Source organism: Sporosarcina sp. PTS2304 (assembly GCF_003351785.1).
In the GTDB taxonomy this organism is placed as follows: domain Bacteria; phylum Bacillota; class Bacilli; order Bacillales_A; family Planococcaceae; genus Sporosarcina.
In genome coordinates this window covers 1955001-1972117 of sequence record NZ_CP031230.1, presented here as the reverse complement: position 1 = coordinate 1972117, position 17117 = coordinate 1955001, and the positions used below count along the sequence as shown (strand labels likewise).

The 17117-nt window shown below is 40.8% G+C and carries 18 protein-coding genes (1 of these 18 only partly in view); 10 read left to right on the top strand and 8 right to left on the bottom strand.

Annotation, left to right across the window (positions count from 1 at the left end; genetic code table 11):
* Nucleotides 1–226 precede the first annotated feature (226 nt).
* The 4 genes from DV702_RS09505 to DV702_RS09495 all read right to left on the bottom strand — a co-directional run bounded on the left by DV702_RS09505 (nt 227) and on the right by DV702_RS09495 (nt 4120).
* Nucleotides 227–1759 carry a fumarate hydratase gene (locus DV702_RS09505; protein ID WP_114924537.1) on the bottom strand — a complete coding sequence of 511 codons (1533 nt, stop codon included), beginning with the start codon at nt 1757–1759 and terminating at the stop codon, nt 227–229.
* Between the two features lie 22 nt (nt 1760–1781).
* Nucleotides 1782–1952, bottom strand: coding sequence for an SE1561 family protein (locus DV702_RS17020; RefSeq protein ID WP_205407159.1), 171 nt, complete (start codon nt 1950–1952; stop codon nt 1782–1784).
* 378 nt (nt 1953–2330) lie between these two features.
* Nucleotides 2331–3131 carry a polysaccharide deacetylase family protein gene (locus DV702_RS09500; RefSeq protein WP_114924536.1) on the bottom strand — a complete coding sequence of 267 codons (801 nt, stop codon included), beginning with the start codon at nt 3129–3131 and terminating at the stop codon, nt 2331–2333.
* A 92-nt stretch (nt 3132–3223) separates the two neighbouring features.
* On the bottom strand, nt 3224–4120 hold the full coding sequence (locus tag DV702_RS09495) for a TIGR01777 family oxidoreductase (RefSeq protein WP_114924535.1): 897 nt from the start codon (nt 4118–4120) through the stop codon (nt 3224–3226).
* Between the two features lie 92 nt (nt 4121–4212).
* On the opposite strand from DV702_RS09495, the gene recX reads away from it, so the two are divergent.
* Together recX and DV702_RS09485 are read left to right on the top strand one after the other, a co-directional pair.
* Nucleotides 4213–5025 carry a recombination regulator RecX gene (gene recX, locus DV702_RS09490; RefSeq protein ID WP_114924534.1) on the top strand — a complete coding sequence of 271 codons (813 nt, stop codon included), beginning with the start codon at nt 4213–4215 and terminating at the stop codon, nt 5023–5025.
* Nucleotides 5015–5347, top strand: coding sequence for a YfhH family protein (locus DV702_RS09485; protein WP_114924533.1), 333 nt, complete (start codon nt 5015–5017; stop codon nt 5345–5347). The genes recX and DV702_RS09485 overlap by 11 nt, the downstream gene beginning before the upstream one ends.
* A gap of 88 nt (nt 5348–5435) precedes the next feature.
* Here DV702_RS09485 and DV702_RS09480 read toward each other — a convergent pair whose 3' ends face one another.
* Nucleotides 5436–6419 (bottom strand): metal-dependent hydrolase, encoded by a 984-nt coding sequence (locus DV702_RS09480; protein ID WP_114924532.1) that lies wholly within the window; start codon nt 6417–6419, stop codon nt 5436–5438.
* Nucleotides 6420–6525: 106 nt separating this feature from the next.
* On the opposite strand from DV702_RS09480, the gene mutY reads away from it, so the two are divergent.
* The 4 genes from mutY to DV702_RS09455 all read left to right on the top strand — a co-directional run bounded on the left by mutY (nt 6526) and on the right by DV702_RS09455 (nt 11821).
* Nucleotides 6526–7572 (top strand): A/G-specific adenine glycosylase, encoded by a 1047-nt coding sequence (mutY, locus tag DV702_RS09475; protein WP_114924531.1) that lies wholly within the window; start codon nt 6526–6528, stop codon nt 7570–7572.
* A gap of 1335 nt (nt 7573–8907) precedes the next feature.
* A complete protein-coding gene (locus DV702_RS09465) occupies nt 8908–9228 on the top strand; it encodes a gamma-type small acid-soluble spore protein (protein ID WP_114924529.1) in 321 nt (106 codons plus the stop codon).
* 202 nt (nt 9229–9430) lie between these two features.
* Complete coding sequence (locus DV702_RS09460; RefSeq protein WP_114924528.1) at nt 9431–9979, top strand: nucleoside tri-diphosphate phosphatase; 549 nt, start codon at nt 9431–9433, stop codon at nt 9977–9979.
* Nucleotides 9980–10075: 96 nt separating this feature from the next.
* Nucleotides 10076–11821 (top strand): ABC transporter ATP-binding protein, encoded by a 1746-nt coding sequence (locus tag DV702_RS09455; protein ID WP_114924527.1) that lies wholly within the window; start codon nt 10076–10078, stop codon nt 11819–11821.
* Nucleotides 11822–11899: 78 nt separating this feature from the next.
* On the opposite strand, the gene DV702_RS09450 is transcribed toward DV702_RS09455, so the two are convergent.
* Nucleotides 11900–12979 (bottom strand): FUSC family protein, encoded by a 1080-nt coding sequence (locus DV702_RS09450; protein WP_114924526.1) that lies wholly within the window; start codon nt 12977–12979, stop codon nt 11900–11902.
* 61 nt (nt 12980–13040) lie between these two features.
* On the bottom strand, nt 13041–14342 hold the full coding sequence (locus DV702_RS09445; protein ID WP_114924525.1) for a glutamate-1-semialdehyde 2,1-aminomutase: 1302 nt from the start codon (nt 14340–14342) through the stop codon (nt 13041–13043).
* A 169-nt stretch (nt 14343–14511) separates the two neighbouring features.
* On the opposite strand from DV702_RS09445, the gene bcp reads away from it, so the two are divergent.
* The 3 genes from bcp (at nt 14512) to perR (ending at nt 16511) form a co-directional block, all read left to right on the top strand.
* Nucleotides 14512–14985 carry a thioredoxin-dependent thiol peroxidase gene (gene bcp / locus DV702_RS09440; protein ID WP_114924524.1) on the top strand — a complete coding sequence of 158 codons (474 nt, stop codon included), beginning with the start codon at nt 14512–14514 and terminating at the stop codon, nt 14983–14985.
* Between the two features lie 12 nt (nt 14986–14997).
* On the top strand, nt 14998–15942 hold the full coding sequence (locus DV702_RS09435) for a D-2-hydroxyacid dehydrogenase (RefSeq protein WP_114924523.1): 945 nt from the start codon (nt 14998–15000) through the stop codon (nt 15940–15942).
* A 122-nt stretch (nt 15943–16064) separates the two neighbouring features.
* Nucleotides 16065–16511 (top strand): peroxide-responsive transcriptional repressor PerR, encoded by a 447-nt coding sequence (gene perR, locus DV702_RS09430; RefSeq protein ID WP_114924522.1) that lies wholly within the window; start codon nt 16065–16067, stop codon nt 16509–16511.
* A gap of 30 nt (nt 16512–16541) precedes the next feature.
* On the opposite strand, the gene DV702_RS09425 is transcribed toward perR, so the two are convergent.
* A complete protein-coding gene (locus tag DV702_RS09425; protein WP_114924521.1) occupies nt 16542–16910 on the bottom strand; it encodes a YgzB family protein in 369 nt (122 codons plus the stop codon).
* A gap of 158 nt (nt 16911–17068) precedes the next feature.
* On the opposite strand from DV702_RS09425, the gene DV702_RS09420 reads away from it, so the two are divergent.
* Nucleotides 17069–17117 carry the 5' end (the start) of a nucleotidyltransferase-like protein gene (locus DV702_RS09420; RefSeq protein ID WP_371682757.1) on the top strand. Its footprint extends 812 nt past the window's final position, so the window shows 49 of its 861 coding nt (coding positions 1–49); its start codon is at nt 17069–17071; its stop codon lies beyond the right edge, outside the window.

Below are 17117 nucleotides of genomic sequence, written 5' to 3'. Positions count from 1 at the left end.
CGCACGCCCTCCCTCCCGAACGCGTCCGGCTGGAACGCAACGTAACGACCTACCTACGTCTCCTAACACTTCAATCCATCGAATCCCCACCATCTAGAAACAATAACTCAGCGGTCGTAAACCTGCTCACTCTATACAAAACAAACAAGTCAAAAAAGAGGCCATCACAGAAAATCAGACATTACTGACATTCTGGACAGCCCCTGGCAATCTATACTATTTTACATTAGCTAAAAACTTTGTCTTTGTACTGAGATAACTTTTCAAGTGAAGACTTATCAATATCCGCATGCAAACTATTCCCATTTGAATCCATTGTAACAACAGCTGTAAAATCTTCTACACGTAAATGCCATAAAGCTTCCGGAATACCGAACTCTAATAGGTCGACACCTTCCACTTCTTTAATACAATCAGCATAATACTGTGCAGCTCCGCCAATTGCGTTCAAATACACGCCGCCGTGCTCTTCAAGGGCAGCCAATGTCTTCGGTCCCATGCCACCTTTACCAACAACTGCGCGAATACCAAATTTCTTCATAATATCGCCTTGATAAGGTTCTTCACGAATAGAAGTAGTTGGGCCCGCTGCCTTAATCTCATACTTGCCTTCATCATTTTTCAGCACAACAGGTCCGCAATGATAAATTACTTGCCCGTTTAAGTCTACAGGCGCATCATTTTCTGACAAGTGCTTATGGATTGCGTCGCGGCCCGTGTACATGCGACCGGAAATTTTCACTACGTCTCCAACGCGTAAGTCGCGAATTTCTTCTTCTGTAATAGGAGCTTGTAACTCCACTACACGTGCTGTAGATGTTGCTTCTTCCGCTGGTTGTTCAAACGCGATTTTCTCGCCTTCATTATAATGCCAATGTGTAATTTCTCCAGTTTCCGCATGAATATTTACTGCCATACGACGGTATGCCCAACAATTATACGCTACAGATACATAGAAGCTTGCTGGAATTCTGTGCATAACACCAATTTTACATCCGAGTAAAGTCGCTTCACCGCCAAAGCCCATCGTACCAATTCCTAGTGTATTTGCTTTCTCTAGTACATAGTCTTCTAGTTTAGCTAGTTCAGGGATTGGATTCACGTCCGTTACATCACGGAACAGTTGATCTTTTGCTAAATCATAACCAGAAGAACGGTCTCCGCCAATTCCTACACCAATAAATCCTGCTGAGCAACCTTGACCTTGAGCTTGATAAACAGAATGTAAAATACATTTACGGATTCCGTCCAAGTCACGCCCGGCACGTCCAAGTCCTTCAAGTTCAGTAGGCAGACTGTATTGGATGTTTTTGTTCTCACAGCCACCGCCTTTAAGGATTAGCTTTACTTCGATATAATCTTCTTCCCATTGCTCGAACTTCACAACAGGTAAACCTAAACCTAAGTTGTTTCCGCTATTATCACCAGTTAATGAATCAACAGCGTTTGGGCGAAGCTTCCCGTGTTGAGTAGCAAGCTCTATTGCTTTTAAGATGGCTGCTTTGATTTCTAATTGATTGACTCCGATTGGTGTTTTGATTTTAAATGTAGGCAGGCCGGTATCTTGGCAAATAGGGGACAATTTATCATCCGCCATATTAATATTTTTAGCGATTGTGTCAAGGCTCATCGCTGAACTAGTCCCTTTATTCTCTTGTTCTTTCGCTGCAAGAATCGCGCGACGTACATCTTTCGGCAAGTTTGTGGACGTTTCGCAAATTAGATCATAAATACTTTTCTCAATAGACTCTATGTACATCTCAAATCCCCCATTACAGTTTTTATTTTTTATAACTGTCCATCTGTTCTTCTAATTCATCTAATAACGTAATTAGTCGATCGATGTCTTGGATATCCGTATTTTCTGGTTCCACCGCTTCTAATGTTTCAATAAACTGATTGAAACGATTTTTCAACTCGACGACTTGGTCTTTATTCTGTGATGTGTCCATACATCCACCTCTTTCCATCATTGATATCGTATACGAAAATGCTTTCTTTTTCAATCTGATATTTTAGAATAAATAAATGCAGAAGAAACATAAAACACTATACGAAAGTTCAATAAAAAATCTTTTTAGAAATTCTACGTAAAACGCTTTACAAATAACTGAATAGTTGGTATAGTAAGAATAATCAAAAGAAAAGGAGGTCGTAGTTATAGAGACGAATCGAATCCTAGACACATAATAACGAAGGAGGGGATCCGTAACTGTCCAATAGTAGTCGAAGTATTGGATAACTACGAATAAGAAAATGCAAATTGAAGATGAACCAAATAAGTAGAGACCTTATCTGTTGGCTGGTTATACACAGATAAGGTCTCTTATTTATTGAAGAGTAGAATGTTTGGATTCGTACGCAGCTACTAATTGGTCTAATGTATGGAAAGCGTACCCTTGTTTTTTTGCATCGCGAATAAAGTCAGGTAGCGCTTCGGCATTATCAGGAGATACGGTATGCATTAAAATGACTGCTCCCGGGTGTAGCTGGCTCATAAGTTCATTGTAAGCATACGCTTTTCCTTTCGGCTGATCTCTGTACCAATCAATAAACGCGACTGACCAGAAAATATGCCGATAACCTAAATCATTTCCCACTTGTAATAATTTCGCGTTAAACACTCCTTCAGGCGGTCTTGCATAAACCGTGCGTTTCTGTCCAGTCGTGGTACGTACGATGTCATCTAACTTTTGCCATTCTTCTTTCATTTGTCGCTCAGATAGATTGGCCATATTTGGATGATCGTACGAATGATTGCCGATACCATGCCCATCTTTCACCATTCTTTTTACTAAATCACTTGCACTTTTTACGTAGTGGCCTGTTAAAAAAAACGTAGCAGGTGCGTTTTCTTCTTTTAAAGTGTTTAAAATGCTTTCGGTATAGCCGTTTTCATATCCATTATCAAATGTTAAATACACCACTTTTTTATTGTCCTGTCCTTTATAAAGCGCTCCGTATTCGTCAAGTAATTGATCGAGCTGTGCACCGGCTGAAGGCGGTATGCCGTCTGTCGATTTTTTAAAACCCCAATGGAATGCTTCCGCCTGCACTGCGAACGGATTCACTACGACACCTACAATGAACAAGCAGACCGCTAATAAGACTCCTGATATATGTTGGGTCATACTACATCACTCCTTTTACTGAGTATGTGCAGTTGACTATATTCTATGTAAAAAAGCTTGCAGGCACCTAACGATTCCCGCAAGCTTACCTATTATAGTAAATCCTTTAATGCAGGTTCTAGAGATGGGTAGCTGAACGTAAATCCATTCTCTAGCAATTTTTTAGGAATGACATGTTGCCCTTTAAGTACAATAATACTTTTTTCTCCTAATGCTAACTCCATAGCGAAACTTGGGACTGGAAACCAGTGCGGTCTATGCAATACGTTGGCAATCGTTTTGCCGAATGCGTTCATATGCATCGGACTTGGCGCCACTACATTCACTGGGCCTTTGACGGAATCGTTTTCCACTGAAAATAATATAGCTCTAGCCACATCTTCAACATGAACCCAAGAAAACCATTGATTACCTGAGCCGATTTTTCCGCCTGCAAATAATTTATAGGGCAACTGGATTAGTGGAAGTGCACCGCCATTTTTACCGAGGACAATTCCAAAGCGAGTACACACAGTACGTACGCCGAAGTTGGTAGCTGTCTGTGCTAAGTTTTCCCAATCGTAAACTGTACGTGCTAAGAAATCATCACCAACTGCTTGAGATTCTTCGGTATATTTCGCAGTGAGCGATGGAGGATAAATGCCAATAGCGCTTGCATTTACTAAAACAGCCGGCTTCTTTGGAAGTGCCTGGATAATACGTAACACTTCTTCTGTCGCTGTAATACGACTATCATGGATTTGTTTTTTACGTTCCTCCGTCCACCTGCCATCATCAATGGATACGCCTGCTAAATTAACGATCGCATCAATTTCACCGACTTCATCTTCTGGAGATGCGTGATCGGTTAACCATTGAACATACTGCACGCCATTATGTTGTGAAGAAGGTTTGCGTGTGAAGATGATGACATCATGTCCTTGCTTCTGTAATTTCTCCGTTAATATACTACCGATGAAACCAGTTCCTCCGGTAATCACCACTTTCATAGTGATTCCCCTCCATTCTTTAAAAATTAATACACTATTGCTGACCACCACCAAAAGAAACGGTATACTAGAACAAAGTAGGTGATGAAGAAGTGCCTCTTATTACCAAAATATCACAACAAAAAAGAGATCACGAACGTTATAATATTTTTGTCGATGATCAATACGCTTTTAGCGTCCATGAATCAGTTTTAGTGAAATTCGAACTCACTAAAGGAATGCCTTTGGACGACTGGGCAACTGATGAGATTGTCTATGCAGATCAAATAGAAAAAGCATTTAACCGTGCATTGCATTTTCTTTCCTTCCGCATGCGGAGTGAAATGGAAGTCAAAAAGAAGCTTCTTGAAAAAGACTACGGTGAAGCAGTTGTTCTGGAAGCTATCGTAAAACTGAAAAGACTCGGATTTCTCAATGACGAAGCGTTTTCTGAAGCTCTCGTCCGTACTGAAAAGAACAGTTCACTAAAAGGGCCGCGAGCTATAGCGCAATCCCTCTATAAGAAGGGTATACCCAAAGAACTTCAAACTCAAGCATTGGAGGAATACACGATGGAAGATCAAATGGACAATGCCATGAAACTTGCTGAGAAAACGATTCGTTCAAACAGCTCACAACCTCCAGCACAGGTGAAGCAAAAAATCCAAAACACATTGGCGAGAAAAGGTTTCTCTTATCAACAAATTTCAGAAGTGCTCAGTAAAGTAACGATTGAAAGAGACGATGATGAATGGTCTGATATTACCGAAACATTTGGAGAAAAGGCTTGGAGACGCTATCAAAGTAAACACTCCGGATCCAATTTAAGACAGCGTGTAAAACAATCAATGTATCAAAAAGGAATCCCGCTCGAACAAATAGACCAATTTATTGAAAAGAAAAGGAATGAAGAAGATGGCTACTGAAAAGCATTACAGTGAAATGAATGAAAATGAATTACGCAGCGAAATCGGTGTACTAATGGAAAAAGCGCGCAAAGCTGAACAGATGGGGATGATTAGTGAGTACGCGGTGCATCAGCGCAAAGCGGTTCTCGTTCAATCTTATTTAGTAGACCCCGAAACAATTGTACCAGGTGAAATATATCGTATTGAAGGGGACACAGGTGTGTTCTTCCAAGTAGATTATTTAAAAGGATTATTTGCATGGGGATATCGTCTAGGGGGAGAGAAAGCTATCGAAGCATTGCCGCTCGCTATGTTAAAAGACGTCAAGAGTGGGAAGTAAGTAAAAGAATAGGAAAGTATGTATAGCACTTCTTTTCTGCATCCAATTATATATAAAGAACGTTCGTGCCAGTTTGCACGAACGTTCTTTAATTGTTCGGTATAAACTTTAGTTTTTTGCGTAGTTTATCTTCTGAGAAAATCCAACCAGTATACGAATTAACTACTTCAAGTTTTTCATTTACATGTGCCACTGCTACAAATGGGTAGTACCCTTTACTTCTATAACGTAAATCGATTAGACGAACTTCGTATAAGTCTTCCACATGTGTAATCGACCAGCGGTATAGCGGAGAAAAGGATACAAATGCTTTTATGTTCGGATCGTTCAGTGCAGCTTCTACCTGTGGAGAAATAGGCATAACTTCACGTTTGAATCGATCATACAAAGTGATTGAACGCCCGTAAGCTCTACCTACATAGTGATCTGTTTCTGTAGTGGCGGCTATACGCCATTGGAAAAAATTCATAGTAGGGGCAACGAAAATATCCGTTGCGCCAGGTAATGTTTTTTTCACAGCATTTTTCACAGCCGCTTTAACTGCAAATCGCAAAACATAATAAAAGAACAAAACGATGTATAATGTAGACATCGTGGCAACAGGTTCAGTTCCTAAAAACCAAGCGAGTATTGCAATAATATGAAGACCGAAGATAATAGGGTCAAATGTGTTAATAACTCCAATTGCTACCCACTTTTGTGAAAATGGGCGTAAAGCTTGTGTGCCGTACGAGTTAAATATATCCACGAAAACATGTATAAACACAGCTAGAAATGTCCATGCCCATACATGGAAAAATTGTGCGCTAGGGACGATGAACGATAATAAAATCGAAAGTACCAATGGCCATAGCATAACGGCTGGTACAGAATGAGTAATCCCCCGGTGATTGCGTAAATAGACAGCATTGTTTCGTAATTTTAATACTGTATCTATATCCGGGATTAATGAACCGACCATAATGCCAGCGAAAACTGCGCCCATTGTCGAAGGATCAGATGCCACGACTGAATCTGCGAGTGCTAATCCGCTAATTGCAACACCCATAGCAATGTGTGTGCCTGTATCCAAAGAATCACTCCTTTACTGAAAGAGTCGTTTATTGTCAATGATGATATTAATTATATACCCTTTTGTATAAGAACTAAAAGTATTTGAATAAAGAATTGAGGATACTATGCAAATAATAGAACAAAAACAAGCATTCCAACATGCATTATTGTCTTGGTATGCAGCAGAAAAAAGAGATTTGCCATGGCGGAAAACAGACGATCCATATTATATTTGGATATCGGAAGTGATGTTACAACAAACGCGGGTGGAGACCGTCATTCCTTACTATGAACGGTTTATCGAGAAGTTCCCTACAATGCAGGATCTATCCAATGCAGCGGAAGAAGAAATTTTAAAGATGTGGGAAGGTTTAGGTTATTATTCAAGAGTCCGTAATCTACAATCTGGTGTACGAGAAGTAGTTGAAAATTACGGGGGCACTGTGCCGGCGACCCGAAAAGAAATTTCCACTTTAAAAGGAGTAGGTCCTTACACCGCAGGAGCGATTTTAAGTATCGCCTATGGTGTGCCTGAACATGCGGTAGATGGAAATGTCATGCGTGTGCTTTCAAGAATTTTGTTGATCGAAGAAGATATTGCACTGCCGCGTAATAAAAAGTTATTTGAACAGGCGGTTATGGAACTTATATGTGAAGAAGATCCATCTTCATTCAATCAGGCATTAATGGAATTGGGTGCGACTATTTGTACGCCTAATCCTCACTGCTTATTATGTCCAGTCCGGGAGTTTTGTATAGCGCACGAAGAAGGCAAACAACAGCAACTTCCGATTAAAAGCAAAAAACAAAAAATGAAACATGTTTCACTCGCTTCATTTGCCATTCAAAATGCGGAAGGAGAATGGTTAATGCAAAAAAGACCTAGCACAGGACTACTTGCCGGATTATGGGAGTTTCCGATGATCGAGTTGCAGGAAGTGCCCGCGTGGGAAGCATTTGAAAAAGAAAGTGGGTTGGTACTAAAAAATATTACTGAATTAGCAAGATTTCCACACGTATTTTCGCATATTACGTGGGATATTCATGCCTATCGTGCGCAGCTAACAGATATAAATACAGATGACTCATTACAATTCTTTACGAAAGAGCAAGTAGATGCATTGCCGAAGTCTAAACCTGTCCTTAAAATGATTGAAAGTATTGATTGGTAATAAGCATGTTCATTGTCTAAAGAAAGTAGAGGTTCTTTTGGAAAGTAGGTGCTCTTGATGAGGATTTGTAGAAATAGTGTACGTGTGAGGATTCTCCCGAGAGAAACCGTACGCTTTCCTGAGGGGACGCGGCGGACTCGCCAGAAGTTCGCTTTCGATTACGCCTGTCGCTCTGATCCTCCAGGAGTCGCCGGTTCTTCCGGGAGAATCCTTGAGTTTGTGTTGGGAAGTCAGTCTGTGTTCGTCCAGAAGTTGGAATGTGGTAAGTGACTTTTCCAGTGCGGTGCAGAAAATGAGTATACGTGTTAGGATTCTCCCGAGAGAACCGGACGCTTTCCTGAGGGGACGCGGCGGACTCGCCAGAAGTTCGCTTTCGATTACGCCTGTCGTCCTGATCCTCCAGGAGTCGCCGGTTCTTCCGGGAGAATCCTTGAGTTTGTGTCGGGAAGTCAGTTTGTGTTCGTCCAGAAGTTGGGGTAGGGTAAGTTCTGCTTCCTGAACAGTGTAGATAAAGCTTTGGATTGCCTGATTGAATACATATAGAGTCATTGCTTTTTTCACTCAGTTCGTCGAAACAGTCATAGTAGCTAGCAACACTTTACCGCTTTTCAACTTCAAAACGGTCGCATTGTATCAGACAAGTCTATTTAGTTGGTCTTTCACCACATACAAAGAGTGATCAAACTGTCTTGCACACACTAAGTTTCGGCTGAAGCTGGAAGACGATCGACTCCGGGAGGATAAGGGAAAGCCGTAGCGAAGGACGGCTTTTGCGAGTGAAGCGTAGCGAGAAGGAGCACATCTTTGCATTTGACAGGTGTAACTCGCAGCGCTTGACGGTCCACCGCGCCCCCTCTGGAAAGCGTATCGTCTGGAAGCGTAAGCCGTAAGACTCTTCAAGTTAGCCTTGCCCCATCTAATAAACGAACATGAAGTACCTGACAAGCCCACGTATTCTTCATCACATACAAAGAGTGATCAACCTGTCTTGCACACTCTGAGTACGGCTGAAGCTGGAGGACGATCGACTCCGGGAGGATTAAGGACGACAGGTGTAACCCGCAGCGCACTTTTGCGGGGTCCACCGCGTCCCCTCCGGAAAGCGTATCGTCTGGAAGCGTAAGCCGTAAGACTCTTCAAGTCAGCTTCATTCCATCCAATCGCGATAGCCCTTGTACCTCACAAGCCACCCACTAATTTCTATCGCTTATCTCGCTTTTAACAGTGTGAATAATATTATTAATCAACATGCATAAATGGGAATCTTTTCTTTCCGATCATATGAATAAATACAGATCGATTGGATATGATAGTGGGTACGGAGGTGAATAATCCATGCCCAAGCAACCAAATCAAAATTCTCAGTACGATCCATCAAAAACAGACGCAAAAAAGGTTCGCCAACAGAATGCACAATCTGCTATGCAACAACCGATGAATGAAGAGTTCGCTTCCGAAACGGACGTTAATCAAGTGCGTCAACAAAATGCTCAGTCTGCTATGAATATGCAGTCTGCCTCAGCGCCATCTTCAATGAATGAAGAATTTGCTTCGGAAACAGATGTAAACGAAGTGAGAAAGCAAATTCAACAAGCAGAAGCGAATAAGAAAAATGCGTCAAGTAACAATGCGAACCGAAATAAAGGTTCCTACTAAGTGTGAACATCCATAAAGCCGGTAGAAACAGCTTATATAAGCCGTTTCTACCGGCTTTTATTTATCAAAAAAGATGCAGGAGACCTAATAAATTAATGTAAATATGAAATAGATGGTTGAAACGTTTTAATTTTGGGAACTCACTTGGTATAATGAACAGATAGCGAGTCTAGTGGCATAAGGATTAAAGGTGGTAGAGAAAATGGCAATCCCTAAAGAAGGAGAATCAATTCAGATCCACAGCTACAAACATAACGGTAAAATTCACCGCGTCTGGCAGGAAACACTCGTACTCAAAGGGACACGCAATATCGTCATCGGAGGAAATGAGCGTACACTTGTGACAGAGTCGGACGGACGTACGTGGCTAACGCGTGAGCCATCTATCTGCTATTTCCATGCAGAAAACTGGTTCAATATTATTTGCATGCTCCGTGAAGACGGTGTCTATTATTACGTAAATATGAGTTCACCATTTGTTTACGACGAAAAGTCATTGAAGTATATCGATTACGACTTAGACGTAAAGGTATTTCCCGATATGAGCTACTTAATTTTAGACGAAGACGAATACGCGGATCACAAGCGTCAAATGAATTATCCCGAAGTAATTGATCAGATTCTGCAAGATAATTTAAAGAAATTACTTGGCTGGATCAAACAAAGAAAAGGACCGTTCGCACCTGATTTCATTGACGTATGGACTTCTAGATATGAATTCCACAAGCAAATTCAGGAAGAACGACGCTAAACCTGCTTGCATTCGTGCGAGTCAGGTTTTTTTAACTGAATTCGACAGTCTGTCCTTTTTCATCATAAGGAATCCGAAATTCATAGGAGGCACAGTATGGGTGAAAGTATTAAACGCTATCTTCAATTCGTAAAACCGTATAACTGGCAAATTCTCTTTACTGTCCTCATAGGGGTAGTAAAATTTGCTATTCCGTTATTTTTACCATTATTGATCAAGATTGTAATTGATAATATTATCGGTTCACCGACTATGTCTGATCCCGAAAAAACAAAGCACTTATTTTATTGGCTCGGTGGAACAATTATCGTGTTCTTTTTGATTCGACCTCCTGTTGAGTATTATCGACAGTATTACGCGCAATATGTTAGTAATAAAATTCTTTTTGATATTCGGCAGTCGCTGTATGCACATTTACAGAAACTCAGTTTGCGTTTTTACTCCAATACACGTGCCGGAGAAGTGATTTCCCGTGTCATTAACGATGTAGAGCAAACGAAGAATTTCGTAATGATTGGGTTAATGAATGTTTGGCTTGATTTAGCAACAATTGTTATAGCGATTGCGATTATGTTGACGTTGGATGTCCAGCTTACACTCGTAACGTTGCTCGCGTTTCCATTTTATGCATTTAGCGTCAAACACTTTTTTGGCAAATTGCGTATATTGACGAGAAAACGATCGCAGGCGTTAGCAGACGTTCAAAGTTATTTGCATGAACGAGTGGCGGGAGTTAGTATTATAAAAAGTTTTGCAATTGAAGACAAAGAACAAGAGCGTTTTGACGAAGTAAACTCTAATTTTTTAGATCGTGCACTGGATCATACGCGTTGGAATGCGAAAGCTTTTGCTGTAGTCAATACGATAACCGATGTCGCCCCTTTACTAGTCATTGGATATGCCGGCTACCAAGTTATTAATGGTTCGTTAACTGTCGGAACAATGGTCGCATTTATTGCTTTTATTGAACGGCTGTATTCACCGTTGAGACGTTTGGTGAACTCTTCAACCTCATTGACACAGTCTTTCGCTTCTATGGATCGGGTTCTCGATCTGATGAATGAGAAATATGATGTAGTAGATAAAGAGCATGCGGAAATATTACCGCCACTTAAAGGAGGCATAGAGTTTGATCGTGTAAGTTTTGCATATGAAGAGGAAATGGTTCTGAAAAACATTAGCTTAACGATCCAACCAGGTCAGACGATAGCACTCGTCGGTATGAGTGGTGGTGGAAAGTCAACGATCATCAGTTTAATCCCTCGCTTTTACGACGTCACAGCCGGCGCTATAAAGGTTGACGGGAAAGATATTCGTGACGTGAAAGTGAAATCGTTGCGCGATCAAATCGGCATGGTACTACAAGACTCTGTTCTATTCAGTGACTCTGTAAAAAGTAATATTTTAATTGGGAAGCCGGATGCAACCGATGAAGAAGTAATTGCGGCAGCGAAAGCAGCGAATGCTCATGATTTCATTGAGACACTCGCAGAAGGGTATGATACGCGGGTAGGAGAGCGTGGTGTAAAATTATCGGGTGGACAAAAACAACGAATTGCTATTGCGCGTGTGTTTTTAAAGAATCCGGCTTTGTTAATTTTGGATGAGGCGACTTCTGCTCTCGATTTGGAAAGTGAAGCACTTATTCAAGATTCACTTGATCGATTGGCTCATGAACGTACAACGTTAATCGTAGCCCATCGCTTATCGACGATTACTCATGCTGATTGTATTTATGTAATTGATCACGGAGAACTAAAAGAAGCAGGCACACATCAACAACTGATGGCGAAAGACGGAACTTATGCGGGTCTGTTCAATCGTCAAGAACTTGGTGCATAATAAAATAAAAAAATGCATGGAAGCCATAGCCGCCATGCATTTTTTTAATATTGATACCACTCCATGTTGCGTTCACGTTTAGTAAAATTCATCCTCTAAAGCATTGTCTTCGTCTTCAAATCTGTTTTGATAAGAAGTGATTAGCGTATCCAAATGTTCGAGCTGTTCTTCATAATTTAACATAGAAGACAATACATGAAGTAGATGGTAAGCGGAAAATTCTTCTTCTTCTTTTGTCAAAGCGATCTCTTTTGCAAAAATCTCCATCACTTCTTGGCGTTGGATAAATTCGCTGTGCAATTCGTCTTCATCACGCTCTGCTTTTAACTTTCCTACAAACTTTAAATGCAATTGCTCGTGGTAAACTAACAAAGCTTCTAGACGTTCTTGAATCATCATTCGAAAATGTTCAGGAAGGTTAATGAGTTCATTTTCGAATTGGTGAAGTCTTTTTAATACATCATAGCTACTGCGTGTAGTCGCGATCATTTGGCGATAGACGACGAGCCGCCTTGCTTTAGTGGCGGAAGTTTTTTTGATGTAGCTACGTTCTTCTTTAAATAACAAGTACAGCTGATCAATTTGCATGAGACGTTCTTTCACTTTGCTTAATGACTTCTTCGTCGCGGAATGCTCAGATGCTTGACGTCCGGCCAAACGCGTCCAACGAATGATTTCGTCTTGTGCTGAATGGATCGCTTGGAACAATTTCGTTTCATATTTCGGTGGCATAAACACTAAATTTACTAAGAAAGCTGCTAAGACCCCTACTAAAATAGTGGCTACACGCAACAACGCGAAGGTCAAGAAGTTATCATCTTTTACTTCCATAACAGCAATCATTGTGACGAGTGCCAGTGAAATGGACTTCTCTAAACCGAGTTTTAACATAATAATCATGACGATAACTGCAGCTAATCCAACGACTATTAATTGCGGACCAAAAATTAATGTAAAGACAACTGCTACTGTGGCACCGATTAGGTTACCTTGTAGCTGTTCAACAATCGTTAAGTAGGATCTGTAAATAGATGGTTGGATTGCAAAAATGGCTGCAATTCCTGCAAACACTGCGGTAGGTAACTCGAGTAATTGTGCAAGAAATAGAGCAATTACAATCGCAATACCCGTCTTAAAGACGCGGGCACCAAGTTTCATTGGGTAATTCCTTTCCTTTAAAAACTCTTTTTTGCTACTTTACAATATAGCTATAAAGCGGTCAATCATTGTGTTGAGCTAACACGGTAAATGAACGATCTACAGCTTCTAAAGTTTCCAAGATATCCTTCTCTGTATGGGCCGTTGTTAAGAACCAAGCTTCATATTTAGAAGGGGCGAGGTTAATGCCGTTACTTAACATTTCTCTGAAAAATCGAGCGAAAATCTCACCGTCTGTAGCTTCTGCCTGCAAGTAATTTTCTACAGTGACGTCTGTGAAGAATAATGTCAGAGCGCCGCCTAAGCGATTGATCGTCATCGTAATACCGTGTTGTTTCGCTAGTTGTAAAATACCTTCTTCGAGAATACTTCCTAAGCGGTCCATTTCTTCGTAGACACCTTGCTCTTGTAATACTTCTAGACAAGCGATTCCAGCGAGCATGGACGCTGGATTTCCTGCCATTGTACCTGCTTGATATGCAGGACCAAGAGGGGCTACTTGTGCCATGATTTCTTTTTTACCACCGTACGCTCCAATTGGCAAGCCACCGCCAATAATTTTACCGAAGGCTGTAAGATCCGGCTGTAATCCAAGCATTGTCTGTGCAGGCCCGTAATGGAAACGGAATGCAGTGATCACTTCATCGTATATGGTGAGTACTCCTTTTTGACGAGCCAGTTCATGAACGAGTTCCAAGAAACCTTCATTCGGCTCAACAATTCCAAAGTTTCCAACGATTGGTTCGATTAAAATACATGCCAATTCTTCTCCCCATTTTTCCATTGCAACTTGATAGTTTTCTGGATCATTGAAAGAAATCGTAATTACTTCGTTTGCAATAGAAGCGGGCACTCCTGCCGAATCCGGTGTCCCAAGTTGTGCGGGTCCTGAACCAGCGGCTACAAGTACTAGATCGGAATGGCCGTGATAGCAGCCAGCGAACTTCATAATTTTCGTACGACCCGTATAAGCTCTTGCCACACGAATAGTTGTCATAACTGCTTCTGTGCCGGAATTTACGAAACGTACTTTATCCATTCCTGGAATAGCATCTTTCAACATTTTTGCAAATTGAACTTCGTGGCGGGTAGGTGTTCCATAAAGTACTCCGTTTTCCGCTGCTTTTGTAATAGCTTTTGTAATATGCGGGTGTGCGTGACCTGTAATAATAGGTCCGTATGCCCCTAAATAGTCAATATAGCGATTGCCATCAACGTCATATAAATAAGCACCTTGAGCACGATCTATAACAGTGGGTGCTCCACCGCCTACTGCTTTATAGCTGCGTGCGGGACTATTCACTCCGCCTACTATATGTTCGCATGCTTGTGCGTAGATCGCTTCTGAATTTTCTCGGTTCATTTGTAATTCCTCCAAATCGATTATACGCTTTCCATTTTAACACTAATTCACTGTAAGTCTCCACCTTCAGCGTCACGATGCAGTAAATTGAAAAATTCGATATTTTCAGCTACGATAAGAAAGAGTATGGAATAGCGATTCTTAGTAGAATTATTTAGGGGGTTATATTGTGGAGACATTAGAAGGATTACAAGCACCTTCCTTTTCTTTAGCCAATGAACAAGGGGAAGTAGTTTCTTTAAAACAATTTTCAGGTGAAAAATATGTCATATTATACTTTTACCCGAAAGATTCCACGCCAGGCTGTACGACACAAGCATGTGATTTTCGTGATTCGGTGAAAGAATTTGAAGACCTACAAGCAGTAATTTTAGGAGTGAGTCCTGACGGTGAAGCATCCCATCAGAAGTTCATCGAAAAACATGGTTTGCCATTCTCTTTGCTAGTGGATGAAGACCATGCTGTAGCGGAGAAGTATGGTGTATGGAAACTCAAAAAGAATTTTGGCAAGGAATACATGGGGATTGAACGGTCTACATTTTTAAATGATCCTACAGGGACTGTAGTAAAAGAGTGGAGAAAAGTTCGTGTGAAAGGTCACGTGGAAAATGCACTTATAACACTTCGAGAATTAACTAAATAGGAGGTGCATATTATGAAAGTATTATTTTTATTTAAAGTGAAAACTTCATTTAAAGAATATATTAGCCGGAAGTATCCCGGCGTAGAGTTTATATACGCAGCATCTATTGACGAAGTTTCATTAGAAGACATTGATGTAATCGCGACTGAGAAAGAAGATTTGACCCATGAAAATCTAAAAACAGCTAAGTCTTTGCGCTGGGTTATGCTGGCGGCTGTAGGAGTAGATGTTTTGCCGTTGAAATCTTTACAAGAAAAAGGCGTAATCGTCACTAATTCTCACGGTGTACATAAGATGCCTTTAGCGGAGTCTGTAGTAGCTCATTTATTGTCAATTGAGCGTGGGTTGCCAGGTATCTATAAAAGGCAGGCTGAAAAACGTTGGGAACTCGGTAAGATGCCCGGCGAAGTTAATGGGAGCACAGCGCTAATCGTTGGGACGGGGGCGATTGGCGGAGAAATCGGCAGACTTTTGCAAGCGTTTCACGTACATACAATAGGATGTAATCGTTCAGGAACTAGGATTGCATCGATGAATGAAACTATTTTATTCCCTGAAATTATGGAAAAGCTACCGGAAGTTGATTATGTAATTTCAATTTTGCCGAGCACTCCGGATACTCGCTGGATCTATCAGCCCGAACATTTTAAAGCTATGAAAGAATCGGCTGTTTTTGTCAATGTAGGTAGGGGAGATGCGGTTAAAGAACAGGTCATTATTGATGCTTTGACAAACAATGAAATCCGTCATGCAGTACTGGACGTTTTCGAAACAGAACCTTTAGACGAATCGAGTGCGCTATGGGAACTGCCGAACTGTACTGTATCGCCTCATATGTCTAGTATGTCGGATCAGTATATCAATCGTTCGCTCGATATTATGGAAACAAACTTAGCTAAATGGTTAACGGGTGAAAAAGATCTTGTAAATATAGTAGATTTGACGAAAGGCTATTAATACAATCCAAGCGTTAAAACTTCCTTTGTTCTAGCAGAAAAGTTGACAGCACCTCCTCTTATTGAGTACACTAATTATAATGATTATAAAGAAGTAACCTTTATGAAGTGAGGTGCATTACGATGCCAGGAGTATATTTAAAAGACGCGCTTGTAACATTGAAAGAAAGTGGTGTGCGGATTACTCCGCAACGACATGCAATTCTGGAATATTTAATCACTTCTCAATCCCATCCGACAGCTGATGAAATCTATAAAGCACTTGAAGCGGATTTTCCGAATATGAGTGTAGCAACGGTCTATAATAATTTACGAGTGTTTCAAAATGCGGGACTTGTAAAAGAGTTAACGTATGGTGATGCGTCGAGTCGCTTTGATTTTGTGACTCATGATCACTATCATATCATTTGTGATGATTGTGGTAAGATTGTAGATTTTCATCATCCCGGTCTTGAAGAAGTGGAACGTCTAGCAGCGCATGTAACTGGTTTTAAAGTGAATTCACATCGATTAGAAGTGTACGGTACATGTCCAGCCTGTGCAGCGGGACGAAATACAAACGCAAACTAAAAGAGTGTAACCCTTTAGGGTTACACTCTTTTAGTTTGATGAATCTTCTTTTGGCTTTTTTGTTTTATTGTATGCCACATCAAAATCTTTACCTTCTAAATCTGGATCTAATGTCAATGGCTCACGGCAGTGTCCGCACATATCTACTCGACCGAGCATTTTCGTATGTTTTCCGCAGTTCGGACATTTCACGCGAGCGGCTCGTGTAGACAATGTACCAATCCATGCATACACGACTGTGCTCCCGATGATTGCTAGTGTACCTAACAGCATGAAGATTAGCATAACAATTTCATTAGAACGGAAGAAAATCCCGATATACATAATGACTACACCGATGAAAATTAAAGACAGAGCGAACGAACGAATGCGATTTATTTTATTTTTATAAGGTTTCATTTATAATATCCTCCTATGCACTATCCTCACCTAATATATCATATTATGAAAAAAATGCAGTACAATCTCCCTTTAAATTAAAGGATTTTATGTGAAATTCGTCGAAATAGAGTATTCGAGACAGTAAGAATGAACTGGGAGGCGAGAAAGTGGAACAAATGCTACGGCCGGTGTACCAGGAAAGAGCAAGTTTATCAGATACGCAAA